Source organism: Mucilaginibacter polytrichastri, from assembly GCF_001911425.1.
Lineage (GTDB): Bacteria > Bacteroidota > Bacteroidia > Sphingobacteriales > Sphingobacteriaceae > Mucilaginibacter > Mucilaginibacter polytrichastri.
The window spans coordinates 5,473,866-5,491,624 of record NZ_MPPL01000001.1; the positions used below are offsets into that span (position 1 = coordinate 5,473,866).

The following is a 17,759-nucleotide window of genomic DNA, read 5'->3' on the forward strand; positions in this document are numbered from 1 at the left end:
ATGGCGCAAACAGCCCCGCAAATTGCCGCCTTTGACCAATATGTGCAAAAAGGGGTTAACGATTGGAAGATACCGGGCCTGGCCATTATTGTTGTAAAAGATAACCAGGTTGTATTTAAAAAAGGGTACGGTGTATTGGAACAGGGCAAGCCGGATAAGGTGAATACCCAAAGCATGTTTGCCATAGCATCAACCACAAAAGCTATTACGGCGGCCTGCGCAGGCATATTGGTTGACGAGGGTAAACTGCACTGGGATGATAAGGTAACCGATTACCTGCCCGACTTTGAACTATACGACCCTTATGTAACCCGCGAAATAACCGTGCGCGATTTATTTTTGCATGACAGCGGCGTAGGCAATACCGATTACCTGTGGGGATTTATGAATATACCAGCCGACGAGATATTGCACAGGTTGCGGTTGGTTAAGCCCCAGTATGGTTTCCGTGCAGGGTTTGTGTATCAGAATATATTTTACCTGGCTGCGGGTAAGGTAATTGAAAAAGCAAGCGGTATGCCCTGGGAAACCTTCATTAAAACCAGAATTTTTGAACCGCTGGGCATGGCGCGTACTGTACCTCTTATTAAATATACCAAAGGCTTGGGCAACCTCACCTCGGCCCATATGAAGATTGACAGCGTTATTAAAATAATACCGCTTGATGAAACGATGGGATTGGCCCTGCAGGCGGTGTATGGTCATGCGTGGATGATATGGGCAAATGGGTTAGGTGCATGCTGGATAGCAGCAAATACGGCAGCAACAAGCGCCTGTTAAAGCCGGAGACCTGGGCCTACATGCTGGAGCCGCATACTTTTGTAAGCAAAGAAGAATTTTATACTACCGCACAGCTAACCCACCCGCATTGGATGACCTATGGCCTGGGCTGGTTTCAGCAGGATTATAAGGGAGAAATGGTAAATTTCCATACCGGAAGCCTTAGCGGGTTAATTGCTATTAACGGTATGCTGGTTGACAAAAAAATGGGCGTATACATACTGGCCAACCTCGACCATGCCGAACTACGCCATGCCCTGATGTTTAAAGCCTTTGATACCTTTGCCCTTGGAGGTGATACCGACTGGAGCACCGCCTTTTTAAAACTATACAAAGGCATACAGGACAAACAAGCCAAGGCCGAAAAAGCTGAGATTGCCAAACGTGTAATGGGCACCAAGCCCACGCTGCCATTAAACAGCTATGCAGGTAAATATACCGATCCGCTGTATGGCGAAATCAACGTTAAGGTTGATAAAGACGCCCTGGTGCTAGATATTAACCACATTTTAACGGCGACCGTAAACCACTGGCATTATGACACTTTTGTTGGCGATTACAGCAATATCTCCTATGGCAAAGCCGGTGTAAATTTTACCCTCGACCCATACGAAGGTAAAGTAAGCGCCATCACGGTAGACGGGCTTACACTAAACAGGGTAGCACAATAATTTTATTTTTTCTGGAACCATGTAATACCTGTACAATCTGCATTAGGCGGGCAATTAATCAACATGGATAAAGAATCCTTTTTTGTAGTAAACCCTATCGAAAAAGTATTAGCACCCAATTGTCCAACGTTAACCAACTGGCTTTCGGGCACCGGGGTTGTGCCGTTATCTTTAATACTATAGCCGGTTACATTGCTAAACACCAACTGATTGCTTGTTAGTGCGTACTTACCGGTACTTTTATAGGTATACCCTACAATTTGATTATTTACCGGGTCTATCACCGCAAATTTTGATTCGAACGTGCCATCCTGATTAAAGATGTAAACCTGGCTGCGCCCTGTGGCACTTGGATAAATCTGGGGGTTTTCCCAGGTGCCAACAATGGCTTCATTGTTGGTTTTGGCAACATTGTTTTTTGTTGAGTCTTTTTTACAGCTCTGAATAATAACAAACGCCAGCACAGTGGCAATCAAAAACATAATTGGTTTCATAATAAGTGGTTTATATTTATTACGATGGCAATTAGTTTTATGCAACAACTAATTGCAAAAAAGGCCCCGATAAATCGAAGGCCTTTTGAAATTTTATTTTCTATCTGCCTCCCGGCGGGCAATGCTCTTTTAAATATTGGGTATATAATGTTCTTAAATGCTCTGTAGTGCCTTCGCCCTCGTTAATGGCATGGGTGCGGTTAGGGTAGGCCATCATTTGAAACTGCCTGTTGTATTTAATCAACTGGTTTATCAGCATTTCTGCATTATCATAATGCACGTTATCATCACCAGTACCATGAATGTAGAGCAGGTTGCCTTTTAAGTTTTTTGCATAAGTAATCGGTGAGCCTTTAATAAACGGCGCACGGCCGGCGGCATCAACCGGTACGCCCATGTAGCGTTCCTGGTAAATATTGTCGTAAGTAAGCTGGTTACCAACGGCTGCTATAGCTATGCCGGTTTTATAAATTTCGGGGTATTGAAACAGCAGGTTTAAGGTTGATGATCCGCCACCGCTCCAGCCCCATACTGCTACGCGGCTGCTATCTACATAAGGCCACTTTAGAATCTCCTTTGCGGCCATGGCCTGGTCGCGGATGTTAATTATACCTATATTTTTATAGATAGATTTACGCCATTCGCGGCCCCGCGGGGCAGGTGCGCCACGGTTATCAACCGATAGGTAAATGTAGCCGTCATCTGCCATATTGCCTTTGTATAGCCTGTTTCTGGATACGCCATAAGTGTCTGTTACAGTTTGTGAAGCCGGTTCGCCATAAACCATAAATACAACAGGATATTTTTTTGAAGCATCAAAATTGGTTGGTTTTACCATCCACCCATCAAGCTCCACACCATCCGTAGTTTTTACTTTAAAAAACTCTGTTTTATTTTTAGCCGCAGCAGCATCCAGTTTAATCATATCACCACTGATGTGCTGGTGTTGCGGGATGTTAATTACCTCGGATACAGGTTTAGTATACACGTTTGAAAAATTGTGGATCGCCAACTTTCCATTCGGAGAAACTTCATAATTATGCGTGCCGGGCTGGTCAACCGGGGTTACACGGTCGGCCGTGGCACTGCTGCCATTAAGGCTAACCCGGTATAAGTATCGCTGCATCGGGTTTTCGGGCGAGGCTATAAAGTATACATAACCGCCGGCCTCATCTATCAAACTCAGGCTCACCACATCATAGTTGCCTTTGGTTAGCAAGGTTTCCTTCCCGTCTCGGTCTACACGGTATAGATGTTTCCAACCATCTTTCTCGCTTGCCCATATAAACGATTTATTGTTGCTTACCCAGTCCCAGCCTATCGGTTCGTCTTTAACTTCAACCCAGGCTTTATCAGCATCAGTATAAATTAACCGCGCTGTGCCTGTAGCGGTATTGCAGATAAAGATCTTACTCTCATTTTGCGGGCGGTTTAACTGCTGAATGATAATCTCTCCGGCATTACCGGCCCATTCCATACGGGGGATGTAATGCTGTATGGCATCACCAGGTACTTTCATCCACAGGGTTTTGGCCGTAGCTATATTTACCACACCAATACGGCACATGCTTGGGTCTGTGCCCGAAACCGGGTACTCTACCGGTACCACATGCGAGTAAACAGAATCGGTCGTATTTAGCATCAGGTAATTCCTGATCTTCGTGGCATCAATTTGCCAATAGGCGATAGACCTGCTATCAGGCGACCAGCGGAACCCATCGCGGCAATCAAACTCTTCCTCATAAGCCCAGTCGAACGTGCCGTTGATGAGGCGTTTAGCACCATCAGTGGTTAGCTGTTTGGCAATGCCGGTGGCAATGTCTTCTACAAAAACATTATGCTCACTAACGTAAGCTACCTTGTTGCCATCGGGCGATAGCTTGGCAAACATTAATGACGATGTAGGGCGGGCAGCGCCAATCTGTTTCAGTTTATTGGTGTGCAGGTTGTACAGCCAGTAATCGCCCCGGGTATCTTGCCGCCAAACTTTTTTGGTATTGTTATTAATCAGAATTTTTTGTCCGTCTTCTGATACCGTAAACCTGCGGATCTGCAGGGTGTCGTTTTTCTTTAACCCAAGTTTGCTTTTGTTAAGCAATGTGGTGGCCTTGCCGGCATCGCGGGCATCATAGATCATGATATTGCCGTTATCGAGATCGTAATAGTGAAAGCCGTCTTTGGTCCATTGTTTATCGTTTTGCGCTTTAGCCGTGTGGCCAAAAAAAACTAAGAGCACCAATGTAAACAGGCTGGTAGAGTAGATTTTAAAATTCATTAGAATCAAAAGTGTATAAGTTGTGTTATAAAATTATCAAAGTATCTTGTAAATATCTAAATTTATCGACCGATGAAAAAGCGCTCCAATGTTTTTTCGGGTTTTTTACTGATGTTTTTATGTGCAGGCCTAATCACCCGTGCGCAAACTGTAAACCGTAGTAAATTTATTCCCGATAGTATAGATAATTATATTAACCGGGCGCTAACCAATTGGCGCATCCCGGGCGCAGCCGTGTGTATTGTTAAAGACAACCGCATAGTGCTGATGAAGGGTTATGGCATTAAAGAACTTGGCGTACCAACCAAGGTAGATCAGAATACGCTGTTTATGATTGGCAGCAATACCAAAGCCTTTACCGCTACTGCCATGGCCATGCTGCAAGAGCAGCACAAACTATCCCTGGATGATAAAGTAACCAAATACATCCCCGAGTTTAAGCTCGAAAACAAGCTATCTACAGAACAGGCTACCATTCGCGATTTGCTTTGCCACCGTTTGGGCATCAGCACCTTTGAGGGCGACTTTACCTACTGGACCAGTAACCTTACCCGCAACGAGGTTGTAGAGAAGTTGGGGCATGTAAAAGCGCCTTACGCATTCCGCACCAAATGGGGGTATACCAATGCTGCCTTTTTAACCGCGGGCGAAATTATCCCGCGTGTAAGCGGTAAAACCTGGGAACAGTACATTAAAGAAAATATTTTTGCCCCGCTGGGGATGACCAATTCTCTTTTGTTAAGTGCAGCTCTCCCAAAATCTATTAACAAAGCATCGGCACACACCCTGGTTGACGGCCGTTTAGTGGCAATACAATTTCCGCAGTTAGATAACCTGGCACCTGCCGCATCTATCAGCTCATCGGCGCAGGATATGAGCAAATGGGTATTTTCACTGCTGGATCAGGGCAAGGTAGGTGCCCGGCAAATTTTACCGGCTGCTGCTATTGAGGCTACCCGGCAGCCACAAAATATTGTGACCAGTGGCACACGCCCAACTGGCGAAAGCTATTTTGAACTGTACGGGCTCGGCTGGTTTTTGCAGGATTATGCAGGAAAAAGGCTGGTAATGCATGATGGCGGCGTTAACGGCTATGTATCATCTGTTACGCTGGTACCTTCGGAGCATTTGGGCATTATCATATTAACCAACAGCGATCAGAATGTGCTTTATGATGCCCTGCGCTGGGAAATTCTGGATGCTTATTTTAAGCGCCCTTTTCAGAATTACAGTGATAAATATCTCGACAACTATAAATTGCGCTACAATGCCGATCTGCAAAACAATCAGAAAATGCGCGATTCTGTAGCTCTTAACTTAAAACCGGCGCTCTCGCCTGGTGATTATACCGGTAAATATACCAACGAGTTATATGGTAACCTCACTGTTACCAAAGGCGAAAACAATGACCTCGAGGTACGCTTTGAGCATCATCAACGTATGTATGCCAAGCTGCAGCCACTAGGTGGTAACCGTTTCTTCGCCACGTTTTCTGACCCCGAATTTGGTAAAGCGGTTTTCCCTTTTAATGTACAAAATGGCAAGGTAAAAAGCCTGACGGTTAAGGTTGCCGATTTTATTGAGCGAACACCTTACGAGTTTAAGAAACAGTAGGGTGATTTGTTAATGACGCTATATTAAATTGTTCCGGGTGTAACGAGAAATCTTCTTCACCCTGCTAAACCGGATGTACATATCGCAGAAGATTCTTCATTACACTCAGAACGACAAGGGGCTACATTTTATCAATGGACTTGCTTTACTATTACGCTTGCTCTTCCCACACCTCGCATAAATTCAAAATAACTTCAACAGCTTTTTGCATATCCTGCACAGAAACCCACTCCTGCTTGCCATGAAATGCATGTTCGCCGGCGAAAATATTTGGGCATGGTAAACCCATAAAAGATAGGCGCGAGCCATCTGTACCGCCGCGAATACTTTTTAATTCGGGCTTTAGTCCGGCGCGTTTGATGGCTTCCATGCCGTATTCGGTAATTTTAGGATGCTGATCGAGCACCTTTTTCATGTTGCGGTATTGCTCTTTTACCTGTAAATCGAAAGTTGCACCGGGGAACCCTTTAATTACCCCATTAGCAATATTGCGGATCACGTTGGCGTAATCAACAAGCTTTTCATCCTCAAAATCGCGGATAATAAATTCAATGACTGCCTGCTCTGCATGGCCGCTTACCGATACGGGGTGTACAAATCCTTCCATATCTTCGGTTCCTTCGGGCGAAAGCTCGAACGGTAATGCGGCAATTATTTTACCGGCAATTTTAATAGCACTTTGCATATGCCCCTTCGCAAAACCGGGGTGCGAACTGATGCCATTGATAATCAGTTTGGCACCATCGGCAGAGAAGGTTTCGTTTTCGAAATGGCCTGCGCTTTCACCATCCATGGTGTAGCCAACATCGGCTCCTAATTTTTTAAGATCGGCTTTATCAACGCCACGGCCAATTTCTTCGTCGGGTGTAAACAGGATCCTGATTTTGCCATGTTTAATTTCGGGGTGATTAATTAACTGGTAAGCGGCGTCCATAATTTCGGCGAGGCCTGCTTTGTTATCGGCTCCCAATAAAGTTGTTCCACTGGCGGTGATCACATCATTACCGATCTGATTCTTAAGGTCGGCATGCTCTGCCATTTTTAGAACGATGGCGTTATCATCTGGTAAAATCAAATCTTGCCCCTGGTAGTTTTTGTGTACGATTGGCTTTACGCTTTCGCCGCTGCAATCGGGCGAGGTATCCATGTGTGAGCAAAAGCAAAGCACCGGGATATCCTCTTTATTACTCGTAGCCGGGATGGTGGCATATACATAGCCGTTTTCATCCATTTCGGCATCGGTAATGCCAATGGCAAGCAGCTCTTCTACTAATAATCGGCCTAAATTCTTTTGTTTTTCTGTCGATGGGCAGGTTAGCGATTCTGCATCAGACTGGGTATCTATGGTTACATAACGTAAAAAGCGTTCGGCAACGGTAAAATTTAATGGACTGTTCATACACAAAAATATTTGTGCAAATTAGAGCTTTATTTGCAGCTCTGTCAATTGAATTAAAAAAACAGTTAACCATGAATGTTGAAGAAATCCGCGATTACTGTATGCAAAAACCGGCGACAGAAGAGGGGTTGCCCTTTGGAGATGATACACTGGTTTTTAAAGTGGCAGGTAAAATATTTCTATTATTCAGTTTGGATAAGGGCAACCGTTTTAATGTAAAATGCGACCCTGAACTGGCCGTTGAACTACGTGACCAACACACCGAAGTGCAGCCCGGTTACCACATGAATAAAACCCATTGGAACACGGTGTTTATTGACGGATCGCTCACCTATAAGCAAATCCACACCATGATAGATCATTCGTACCGACTGATTGTTAAAAGCCTGCCGAAGAAGGTGCAGGCTGAGCTGGCTGATGATTGAAAAGATATGCTTTAATTAAGCGCAACCGGTAAAGTAAAAATCTTGTTTCCTGTATCGGGTCTGTAACTGCTATGTACTACATTGCAGTACTAACGCTATTTAAACGATGAAGTATAAATTTTTACTCCCTTTACTTTTTGCTGTACCGGCTTTCGGCCAAACTACCACCATCAGGCAGGATGCCAAAATTGAACAAATGGTTGATGAGGTATCATCAAAAAATATAGAAGCCATTGTACGCAAGCTGGTGAGTTTTAAAACTCGCCACACATTGAGCGATACCCTCAGTAAAACCGAGGGTATCGGCGCTGCCCGTAACTGGATCAAGGGCGAAATGGAACAATATGCCAAAGCATCAGGCGGGCGCATGCATGTAGAGTTCGATACCTTTACGCAACCTGCCGGCGGGCGGATTGATAGGCCCACAATCCTTAAAAATGTATTGGCTATCCTGAAAGGCACAGACCCTAATGATAAGCGTATTTACATCGTGTCTGGCCATTACGATTCGCGGGTCAATGATGTAATGGATGCCAAATCTGTTGCGCCGGGTGCAGTTGATGATGCTTCGGGCACGGCAGTTTCTATGGAAATTGCAAGGGTAATGTCTAAGCAATCTTTCCCGGCTACCATTATTTTTATGGCTGTTGCAGGCGAAGAGCAGGGTTTAAACGGATCTACCAATGTGGCTAAGCGTGCCAAGGAAGAAAAATGGGCTGTTGATGCCATGTTAAATAATGATATTGTAGGTAATACCCATGGCATGGAAACCAACCTGAAAGATAACCGTAGCGTGCGGGTGTTTAGCGAAGGTGTGGCATCTACCGTGGCCGATGCCGGTAACGAAAAAGTTTTAGCCGCGCTGATTAATAACGGCGGAGAGAATGATAGCCCGTCGCGCGAGCTAGCCCGTTACATTAAAGAAGTTGCCGAGCGTTATGTAGCACAGCTGGATGTAAAGATGATTTACCGCCGCGACCGCTTTTTGCGTGGTGGCGATCATACACCGTTTTTAAAACAAGGTTTTGCTGCCGTAAGGTTTACCGAAATGAACGAGGATTTTAACCGCCAGCATCAAAATGTACGTAAAGAAAACGGTGTTGACTATGGTGATACGCCCGAGTTTGCCGATTATGATTACATTCAAAAGGTAGCGCGAATGAACTTGTCTGTTTTAGCCAACCTTGCCCTGGCACCTGCCCAGCCACAAAATGTAGGCATTACTACTAGCGGCCTTACCAATAAAAGCACCCTGAAATGGGAAGCCCCAGCCGAAGGTAAAAAGCCCGCAGGTTATTATGTGTTGATGCGCGAAACCATTAGCCCATACTGGGACAAAAAATTTTATGTAACAGATACCACCGCCACGCTTGATTATTCGAAAGATAATTATTTTTTTGCTGTGCAGTCGGTAGATGCTGATGGGCATGAGAGCCAGATGGTATATCCGAAACCGGTGAAATAGGACAAAATTAATTATTCCGTAGAGACACAATACCTTGTGTTTCTGTACAGATTGTTAATTTAGTACTAGACACAAAGTATTGTGTCTAAGCGGATATTATGGAAGAAGATAAATACAAAAATAAATATCGTACAAAATCATTTAGAAAACCCAACTGGGATTATGGTTCGTATGGATTATATTTTATAACTATTTGTACGCATGAGCGGATACATTATTTTGGTGAGATAAATGAAGAATCGTCGATCTGTACAGAGACACAAGGTATTGTGTCTCTACGGGAAACACCAATTGCAGAGATAGCTCATCATAGTTGGTTATCCATTCCTCAATATCATCCTTATATCGAATTGGATGAATTTGTAATCATGCCGAACCATTTACATGGTATTCTATTTATTAACAGGCCGGATAAGGTGAGTTGGGAGATAAATAAATTCGGTTCACAAAGTCAAAACCTGGCATCAATTATTAGAGGATATAAATCTTCCGTTAAGAAATATGCTACAATAAATGGTATAGATTTTAAATAGCAGTCAAAATATCATGATCGTGTAATTAGGGATGAAAAGGAATATCAGAATATTAAACATTATATAACGGATAATCCCAATCGCTGGCAATCAGACCCCGATAACATTTTATTCTCACCGTAGAGGCACAATACCTTGTGTCTCTATATAAAGCACGAGACACAAGGTATTGTGGCTCTACGGTTAATCTTACTTAACGCTTCTTTTCTCTACAATAAAATATCCCACAATAAACACTACCACAGCTATAATAAGGCTTACAAAAATTTCCTTGTTCCAAACGTTGGCATCAAACGCCATCGCTCTTCCCTGGCGTGGTGAGATGCCCGATATCGCCAGCAAAGGGTGCGAATATGGGAACAGGTATGCATATTTCCAATGCGAGCCGCCTGCTATGGCACCGGCAATGGTGCATACAAAGCCCACACCCATAGGTTTCAGGAAATCGCTCCAGAGCAAACTCAATAGAAACTGGATAGATAGTATGCCAAGTGAAGATAGAAACAGTTTCAGATAAACCTGGAATAGTAAACTGCTGATGACATAGTCGCTAAACTTTAGCTCGGGCCTCAAAGCGCCTAATAGATAACCATAGCCTAAAGTTAATACAGCGAATAATAGCAGGCATAATAATACCAGAAACAGGGCGTAAAAATATTTGGCAGCGTATACCGACCATTTAGATATAGGCAGGCTGAACAATGTTTTCCAGGTGTCGGCCTTGTGTTCTATACTGTTTACAGAATAGGCTACAAATATAATGTACATCGGCAGCAGCAAAATGCCCATTACATTGAGTATTGCACCTGCAAGTTCGAGCCAAAGTATCATTGGCGGGGCTGGTTTTACATGAGTGTATGAGCCCCATAATACTAAAGAGCAAATGATGAACGGTAAAATAATGGCGCACCAGAAACCCAGCGTTTTGCGGCTCTTGTAAAATTCGGAGCGAAATGAAAGTATAAATCCTGTCATGCCTGGGCTTTTTGGGTAATTGATAAGAAAAGTTTTTCGAGGTCTTTATGCACTTTGTGGATGCTGTAAACTGTGTGCCCGTTTTGCACCAGCAGGCGGTTAGTTTCGGCCATAGCTGCTTGCGAGGTATAAGGGATCAGCAAAATATCTTTTTTAATATCAGCAACAATGGTTCCGCTTTGCGACAGGAACTGAGCCGCTACATCTGTATTGGCAACCTCTACCTGTATCATGGGCTGGCTAATGCTTTCCAGGTCTTTTACATCGCCCTGAAACAATAGCTCACCATGGTTGATGATGCCTACATGGGTTGCCATTTTTTCAACCTCAGATAGCATGTGGCTCGATACAAATACTGTTTTCTTGTGTTCGCTCACCAGTTTAATCATCAGCTCACGAATCTCTATAATGCCATTAGGATCTAATCCGTTGGTGGGCTCGTCCAGTATCAGTAATCGTGGGTCGGGCAATAACGCCAGGGCAATACCGAGGCGTTGTTTCATACCTAAAGAGTATTTGCCTGCTTTTTTATCAGCAGCTTCTTCCAATTGTACCAGGTGCAACATTTCATCAACCCGCTTGCGGGGCAATTGAAGCAACATGGCTCGGTTTAGCAAGTTTTCCCTGCCGCTTAAGTGGGCGTATAAGGCGGGCTGCTCTATAAGCGACCCAATTTGCGATAAAATATTGATGCGGTTATGTTGCAGGTCTTCCCCAAAAACAGAAATGCTGCCTTCCTGTATTTTTAACAGGTTAAGCAGCAATTTTATAGTAGTTGTTTTACCGGCACCATTTGGTCCTAAAAAACCATAAATGCTGCCTTCGGGCACATTAAGCGATAATGCTTTTACTACCTGCTGGTTGCCAAAGTTGAATGACAGCCCTTCGGTTTTTATTACCATATATTTTGCTGGGCTATTTCGCAAACAGCTTTAACTACAACAACGCTTTTGTAAAAAAGAGAAGTGGCGTGTACTGCAGTGTTATCAGCAGCAAATTCTTTGGCTTGGTCTACCTGGTAGCTAATGCCCATAACAAGGGCAATCATTACTGGTATAAGTAACAGTATAAATGGGTTAAGGTTAGATACTAGCTTTTTCATTGTGTGATTGTTTTGACATAACAAAAGAACAGCTAATTATTTTACTGCTAAAAAGATTTAGACCAACTGCCACTAATTATAGATGAACGGTTTATTAATGATTATTACCGGTTCATCGTAACAAATTGCCAGTTCATCGGTCAAAGTGGGGTATATATATAAAACGTAGGGGTAAAATAGATGCTAATACTATCTTTAATGCCATGAAGAGAGGCTGGCAAGTTTTCTGGCATGTATTTTTTTGGATAAGTGTAATCTCGTTTTTTGTGCTTGTTATTCATAACAATACCAAAATGAGCTGGGAGCAGGCGCTTGTTATATTTTTAGGCTACGGTATAATTAACATCGGCCTTTTTTACCTTAACTACCTGGTATACATACCACTATTTCTGGATAAGAAAAAATTCAGGATGTATGCGCTGATCCTGATACCTACCATTATATTGTTTGGCGTAGGTAAGTACGGTGTAGCCTTACTATTTAAATCGTATATACTAACCGAGAAGGGGCATACCACTACTTTCGGAATGTATTTTCTGAATACATTATTTTCCAGCCTGATCTTTATTTTTCTGAGTACGGTTTTAAAATTTACGATGGACTGGTTCCTGAACGAACGTGTACAGCGCGATTTGGAAAACCAGCGTTTAACTGCCGAATTATCATTCCTTAAATCGCAGATTAACCCGCACTTTTTGTTCAATTCACTTAATACCATCTATTCGCTGGCCTACCAGCGGTCTGAAACCACGCCCGAGGCTGTTTTAAAGCTGTCGGAAATTATGCGGTACATGCTGTATGAGTGTAACGATAACAAAGTTGATCTGGATAAAGAATTGAAATACCTGCAAAATTATATCGACCTTCAAAAAATCCGTTTCGGCAACAAGGCTTTTATAGATTATAGCGTTATAGGCGAGGTTGACCATCAGCGTATCGTTCCGCTGATATTGATATCATTTGTAGAAAATGCCTTTAAACATGGCGTTGCCAACGATCCGGAACACCCTATTGTGCTGGCATTAACCGTTACCGATAGTAAACTTAACTTTTATGTACATAATAAAAAGCACCAGCACAATCGCGATGCCGCCGGGGGCATTGGTTTAAACAATGTGCAGCGGAGATTAAATTTGCTGTATCCGGGTAAATATACCCTCACAATACAGAACGAGGTTGACACATATTCTAGCGAATTATCATTAGTTTTATAGCCATGATCAGATGTCTGGTAGTTGATGATGAGCCTTTAGCCCTGCACATACTGGAAGATTATATTTCCAAAGTGCCGTTTTTACAACTTATAAAGGCCACAACAAACCCAATAGAAGCTTTAACTTTAGTACAGGACGGAGGTATAGACCTCGTGTTTTTAGACGTGCAAATGCCCGAACTAACCGGCCTGCAATTTTTAAAAATATCAAACGGTAAAGCCAAAGTGATATTAACCACCGCTTACCCACAATATGCCTTAGAGGGCTACGAGCTGGATGTGGTTGATTACTTATTAAAGCCAATTGCTTTCGACCGTTTTTTTAAAGCGGTACAAAAGGCGCAAGGCATTATACAGCCTGCTGCCAAGCCGGTTGTTAAAGAAGAACCACCGCAAGCCCAGTACGATGATTTTTTAAGCGATTTTATCTTCGTAAAAACCGAGCATAAAATTCAGAAAGTATACCTGCACGATATTATGTTTATCGAGGGGCTAAAGGATTACATTTCTATTTTTACACCCGAAGAACGCATCATCACGCTACAGAATATGAAAAAGATGGAAGATGCCCTGCCCGAAAAGCATTTTGTGCGCGTGCATAAATCATACATCGTGGCGTTGAACAAAATTGATAGTATTGAGCGCAGCCGTATTAGCATTGGCGAAAAAGTTATCCCGATAGGGGATACCTACCGCGATTTGTTTTTTGATAAGATAGAGGATAGGAATATATAAGATGTTTTGATGTGCAAATATGCAGATGTGCAAATTATGACCTTCAAATCATCCGCACGTATGCATATCATCATATTTGCACATACCCTGGTGCTTGCCTTAAAAAAGCTTTGATTTCATTTTCGGCTTGCAGAACAACTTCTTCGGGAGTGCCTGTGGCTGGTTCTATGGGAGCTAATACACTAAATTTTAAATGCTCAAACGTACTTAACGGAAATATGCCGTGACGTACCATTTTCCATGAATTTTCTATACCGATAGGCACAATTAAGGCATTGGGGCATTTTTTAAGGATTGTAGCTATACCCGCAGCCCTGAAAAACTTAACATTACCATCTTTAGATCGTGTACCTTCCGGGAATATCACTGTCGACCAGTTATTATCTTTTATCCGTACGCCAAGTTTTAGTAACTCGGCAATCGCCTGGCGTTGGTCTTTACGATCGATGTTGGCACCACCACCCACTTTAAGGTTGTACGAGATAGATGGGATATTTTTAGTCAGCTCTATTTTAGAGATAAACTTTGCATGGTATTTACTCAACCGCCAGATAAGCGGTGGGATATCATACATGCTTTGGTGATTGGCCACAAATATAATTGGCCGGTTTAATGGCAGCGTCTGATTGTTGGTAAAGCTTACCCGGTTACCAAGCACATAGTAGCTGGCCGTTAAAAAAAAGTTTAAAACATCAACCGAATATTTGTGTGCCCGGTAGCCTATAAATTTATAACAAACCCATTGAACGGGTTGAAAAATAACGAGTATAAGCCCAAATACGATATAATGTATTGGCGTTAAAATGAATCCAAAAAGTTTTCTCATAAAAAAGCAAAGTTATGCTTTTGCAGTAAATGATAAAACAGCTTTTTAAGGCAGCCTGTTTTCTAATATTAAAAGCTGTACACGTAAAACTGCAGCAACGGTAAGCGAATCGGTAATTTCATTATTGCAAACCATGCGATAAACCTGGTTAAAGGGTACCTTGTTTACAATCAGTTGTTCGGTTTCTTCCGGCTCGGCTTCAAATTGCTCCAGGCCACGGGCTAAATATATAATGCCTAGCTCATCACTTACCGAGTTAGATAGGTGTAATTGCTGTAACTCTGTCCAGTATTTGGCTTTAAGGCCGGTTTCCTCCAATAATTCGCGCTTTGCCGAATCCAATGGGGGGCCTCCATCCAAAGGCCCGCCTCCCTCTGGCATCTCCCAACTATATTGGTTGATGGGGAAACGATATTGCCCTACCAGATAAGTATTCAATTCATCGTCTAATGGGAATATACCGATAGCGATATTTTTAAAATGGACTTTGCCATATATGCCCGGGTTGCCCGATGGATTAATAACTTTAAATTCTGTTACATCGATCCATGGGTTATCGTAAACCGGTTTCTCGTCTGTTATTTTCCAGGGGTTGTGGTTAGGGTGATGCATGGGAGTAAAGATAATGATCGATACATGATATGCTGAGGATATTAAAACAAAAAAGCGACCCGGTAACCCGGGTCGCTTTTCAATATAAATTGTATGCTTGGTTTATAAGCCGAAAGCGGCTTTTACTTTCTCAACATAATCCAACTTTTCCCAGGTAAACAATTCAACTTCTCTTTGAATTGATTCGCCGTTGGGGGTGTAAAATGTTTTGGTTACTACTTCGCTTGGTTTACCAAAATGGCCATACGCTGCGGTTTCACTGTAAATAGGGTTGCGCAGTTTAAAGCGGGTTTCAATGGCGTAAGGTGTCATATCAAAAATGGCTTCTACCTTTTTAGCAATTTCACCGTCGTGCAGGTTAACATTGCCTGTACCATAAGTATTTACATAAATACCCATCGGCTGTGCAACACCAATAGCGTATGATACCTGTACCAATATCTCGCTGCAAACACCGGCAGCTACCAGGTTTTTAGCAATGTGGCGGGTTGCATAAGCGGCAGAACGATCTACCTTTGATGGATCTTTACCAGAGAAAGCACCACCACCGTGTGCGCCTTTACCACCATAAGTATCTACAATAATTTTACGGCCGGTTAAGCCGGTATCTCCATGCGGGCCACCAATTACAAATTTACCGGTTGGGTTAATGTGGTATTTAATGGCATCGTTAAAAAAGTGGGCATATTTAGGATAGCGTGCTTTAACGCGGGGAATAAGGATGCCGATAATGTCTTTGCTGATTTTGGCCAGCATCGTTTTCTCTTCGTCAAAATCATCGTGCTGGGTCGATATTACAATGGCATCAATACGTTGCGGCTGATTGTTATCGTCATACTCCAGTGTAACTTGTGATTTTGCATCCGGGCGAAGGTATTTAATCTCGGTGTTTTCGCGGCGGATGGCAGCCAACTCCAATAATAAAGCATGGGCAATATCCAGTGCTAAAGGCATGTAGTTGTCGGTTTCGCTGGTAGCATAACCAAACATCATTCCCTGGTCGCCTGCACCTTGTTCTTCTTTGGCGGTACGGTCAACACCCTGGTTAATATCCGGCGACTGCTCGTGGATGGCCGATAGCACACCGCATGAGCTGCCATCAAACATATATTCGCCTTTGGTATAACCAATTTTGTTGATTACATCACGGGCAATTTTTTGTACATCGAGGTAAGCTTTAGACTTTACTTCACCGGCTAAAATTACCTGCCCTGTTGTTACCAGGGTTTCGCAGGCTACTTTTGATTCGGGATCGAAAGCTAAAAAGTTATCTATAAGGGCATCTGAAATCTGGTCGGCAACTTTATCTGGGTGGCCTTCTGATACTGATTCTGAAGTGAATAAATAGGGCATAATTATTTTTTAAAAACAGATATACGGAAAAATAGGGAAGGAGGGCTGCGCAAGGCAATCTAAAAAAAGGAGCACGGGTTTAGCACTTTTTTATGTGGTTGCAATCCGGTCTTATAAATTGGTATAAGACAAACTAAATCAGTCCACTTCCGACTGGCAAAATTAAAACATTTTTAATTAAAGCCAAATTACGTTTACTTTTGGTTCCATATTTAAAAGTTAAATTGAAAAAGAGCGCATTATTTATTATTAACCCGGTTGCAGGCGGCAAAAGCAAGGATAAAGTGCCGGAGTTAATAGACCGCTATCTGGATAAAAATAGCTTTACCTATAAAATACTATTTACCCAAGCCCCGGCAGAAGCTCATGCAATGGCAACACAGGCCATACCAGATTATGATATTATAGTTGCTGTAGGTGGCGATGGTACCGTAAACGAGATTGCTTCGGCATTGGCAGGTACCAAAGCAATATTTGCGGTTATCCCGTACGGCTCGGGCAATGGGCTTTCGCGCTTTTTGCACATCCCTATGGATACGGCAGCAGCAATTAAAAACCTTAACTATTTGTGTGTAGAAACCATTGATGGGGCCAAAATGGATGGTAAATGGTTTTTTAACATGGCGGGTATGGGCTTTGATGCACACATCAGCGAAGTTTTTTCGCATCAGAAAGAGCGTGGGTTCAGCACTTATTTTAAATCATCGTTACAGGAAATAACAAATTACAAGCCGCAAACGTATCATTTAACTATCGATGGTAAAAGTTATAAGCGCGAAGCATTTATGCTCAGCTTTGCCAATTCGTCGCAATATGGTAACAATGCACACATTTCGCCGCATGCTTCTGTACAGGATGGGTTAATAGATGTTTGCGTGATCAAACCTTTTCCTTTATATCTTTTCCCGAGGATGGGTTTGCGGATGTTTTTTAAAACGGCCGATAAGTCTAACTATGTAGAAATTATAAAAGGCAAACACATAGAAGTTAAGCGTAAAGAGGCGGGCCCCGCGCATTTGGACGGCGAGCCGCAGATTTTTGGGAATGATACCTATATAGAAGTGGTGCCCCGCATATTAAATATAATAGTAGGTAAAGGTTACAAGCAGTAAACGATATGGCAAATAAAAATAAGCAGGTATTTGGCGTAGTATATTCTACCGATCCCGATTTTCAGTATCAGGCCGAAGGGGGCAGCAACCAGGAAACCCTGCCGCCACAACAGCAAAACCTTAAAGTATTTCTGGACAGAAAAGGCGGCAGCAAGCTGGTAACCCGCATTAATAA

Annotated in this window: 18 protein-coding genes; 9 read left to right on the forward strand and 9 right to left on the reverse strand. The window is 42.9% G+C overall.

What is annotated here, in order from left to right; all coding sequences use genetic code 11:
- Window positions 1–780: a serine hydrolase domain-containing protein gene (locus tag RG47T_RS25840; protein WP_171972593.1), complete on the forward strand. Its 780-nt coding sequence runs from the start codon at window positions 1–3 to the stop codon at window positions 778–780.
- Window positions 738–1,451 carry a DUF3471 domain-containing protein gene (locus tag RG47T_RS25845; protein ID WP_175538890.1) on the forward strand — a complete coding sequence of 238 codons (714 nt, stop codon included), beginning with the start codon at window positions 738–740 and terminating at the stop codon, window positions 1,449–1,451. Before RG47T_RS25840 ends, RG47T_RS25845 begins: the two co-directional genes overlap by 43 nt.
- A gap of 2 nt (window positions 1,452–1,453) precedes the next feature.
- Here RG47T_RS25845 and RG47T_RS23750 read toward each other — a convergent pair whose 3' ends face one another.
- Together RG47T_RS23750 and RG47T_RS23755 are read right to left on the reverse strand one after the other, a co-directional pair.
- Window positions 1,454–1,945: a hypothetical protein gene (locus RG47T_RS23750; RefSeq protein WP_074492441.1), complete on the reverse strand. Its 492-nt coding sequence runs from the start codon at window positions 1,943–1,945 to the stop codon at window positions 1,454–1,456.
- Between the two features lie 100 nt (window positions 1,946–2,045).
- Window positions 2,046–4,220 (reverse strand): S9 family peptidase, encoded by a 2,175-nt coding sequence (locus tag RG47T_RS23755; RefSeq protein WP_074492443.1) that lies wholly within the window; start codon window positions 4,218–4,220, stop codon window positions 2,046–2,048.
- A gap of 72 nt (window positions 4,221–4,292) precedes the next feature.
- On the opposite strand from RG47T_RS23755, the gene RG47T_RS23760 reads away from it, so the two are divergent.
- Window positions 4,293–5,834, forward strand: coding sequence for a serine hydrolase (locus tag RG47T_RS23760; protein WP_083627507.1), 1,542 nt, complete (start codon window positions 4,293–4,295; stop codon window positions 5,832–5,834).
- Window positions 5,835–5,985: 151 nt separating this feature from the next.
- Here RG47T_RS23760 and pepT read toward each other — a convergent pair whose 3' ends face one another.
- Window positions 5,986–7,233 carry a peptidase T gene (gene pepT / locus RG47T_RS23765; RefSeq protein WP_074492445.1) on the reverse strand — a complete coding sequence of 416 codons (1,248 nt, stop codon included), beginning with the start codon at window positions 7,231–7,233 and terminating at the stop codon, window positions 5,986–5,988.
- Window positions 7,234–7,304: 71 nt separating this feature from the next.
- Between pepT and RG47T_RS23770 the strand changes: the two genes are divergently transcribed.
- The 3 genes from RG47T_RS23770 to RG47T_RS23780 all read left to right on the forward strand — a co-directional run bounded on the left by RG47T_RS23770 (window position 7,305) and on the right by RG47T_RS23780 (window position 9,656).
- A complete protein-coding gene (locus RG47T_RS23770) occupies window positions 7,305–7,658 on the forward strand; it encodes an MmcQ/YjbR family DNA-binding protein (RefSeq protein WP_074493724.1) in 354 nt (117 codons plus the stop codon).
- A 106-nt stretch (window positions 7,659–7,764) separates the two neighbouring features.
- Entirely contained in the window at window positions 7,765–9,123 is a 1,359-nt protein-coding gene (locus RG47T_RS23775) for a M20/M25/M40 family metallo-hydrolase (protein ID WP_074492448.1), read from the forward strand.
- A gap of 98 nt (window positions 9,124–9,221) precedes the next feature.
- Window positions 9,222–9,656, forward strand: coding sequence for a transposase (locus RG47T_RS23780; protein ID WP_083627508.1), 435 nt, complete (start codon window positions 9,222–9,224; stop codon window positions 9,654–9,656).
- A gap of 189 nt (window positions 9,657–9,845) precedes the next feature.
- On the opposite strand, the gene RG47T_RS23785 is transcribed toward RG47T_RS23780, so the two are convergent.
- Genes RG47T_RS23785 through RG47T_RS23795 form a run of 3 tightly spaced genes read right to left on the reverse strand, consistent with a single transcriptional unit; the run spans window position 9,846 to window position 11,733 of the window.
- Window positions 9,846–10,631, reverse strand: a complete 786-nt coding sequence (locus tag RG47T_RS23785; protein WP_074492451.1) for an ABC transporter permease — start codon at window positions 10,629–10,631, stop codon at window positions 9,846–9,848.
- Complete coding sequence (locus RG47T_RS23790; protein WP_074492454.1) at window positions 10,628–11,533, reverse strand: ABC transporter ATP-binding protein; 906 nt, start codon at window positions 11,531–11,533, stop codon at window positions 10,628–10,630. Before RG47T_RS23790 ends, RG47T_RS23785 begins: the two co-directional genes overlap by 4 nt.
- On the reverse strand, window positions 11,527–11,733 hold the full coding sequence (locus RG47T_RS23795; RefSeq protein WP_074492456.1) for a hypothetical protein: 207 nt from the start codon (window positions 11,731–11,733) through the stop codon (window positions 11,527–11,529). The genes RG47T_RS23790 and RG47T_RS23795 overlap by 7 nt, the downstream gene beginning before the upstream one ends.
- 293 nt (window positions 11,734–12,026) lie before the next feature.
- Here RG47T_RS23795 and RG47T_RS23800 point away from each other — a divergent pair, with 293 nt between their 5' ends.
- Complete coding sequence (locus RG47T_RS23800; RefSeq protein ID WP_253187550.1) at window positions 12,027–12,947, forward strand: sensor histidine kinase; 921 nt, start codon at window positions 12,027–12,029, stop codon at window positions 12,945–12,947.
- Window positions 12,948–12,949: 2 nt separating this feature from the next.
- Window positions 12,950–13,681 (forward strand): LytR/AlgR family response regulator transcription factor, encoded by a 732-nt coding sequence (locus tag RG47T_RS23805; RefSeq protein WP_074492462.1) that lies wholly within the window; start codon window positions 12,950–12,952, stop codon window positions 13,679–13,681.
- 70 nt (window positions 13,682–13,751) lie between these two features.
- Here RG47T_RS23805 and RG47T_RS23810 read toward each other — a convergent pair whose 3' ends face one another.
- The 3 genes from RG47T_RS23810 to metK form a co-directional block, all read right to left on the reverse strand.
- Complete coding sequence (locus RG47T_RS23810; protein WP_074492465.1) at window positions 13,752–14,507, reverse strand: lysophospholipid acyltransferase family protein; 756 nt, start codon at window positions 14,505–14,507, stop codon at window positions 13,752–13,754.
- A 45-nt stretch (window positions 14,508–14,552) separates the two neighbouring features.
- Complete coding sequence (locus RG47T_RS23815) at window positions 14,553–15,119, reverse strand: NUDIX domain-containing protein (RefSeq protein ID WP_074492468.1); 567 nt, start codon at window positions 15,117–15,119, stop codon at window positions 14,553–14,555.
- Window positions 15,120–15,221: 102 nt separating this feature from the next.
- Window positions 15,222–16,472 carry a methionine adenosyltransferase gene (metK, locus tag RG47T_RS23820; RefSeq protein WP_074492470.1) on the reverse strand — a complete coding sequence of 417 codons (1,251 nt, stop codon included), beginning with the start codon at window positions 16,470–16,472 and terminating at the stop codon, window positions 15,222–15,224.
- Between the two features lie 224 nt (window positions 16,473–16,696).
- Between metK and RG47T_RS23825 the strand changes: the two genes are divergently transcribed.
- Entirely contained in the window at window positions 16,697–17,584 is an 888-nt protein-coding gene (locus RG47T_RS23825; RefSeq protein WP_074492472.1) for a diacylglycerol/lipid kinase family protein, read from the forward strand.
- The last annotated feature ends 175 nt before the right edge of the window (window positions 17,585–17,759 follow it).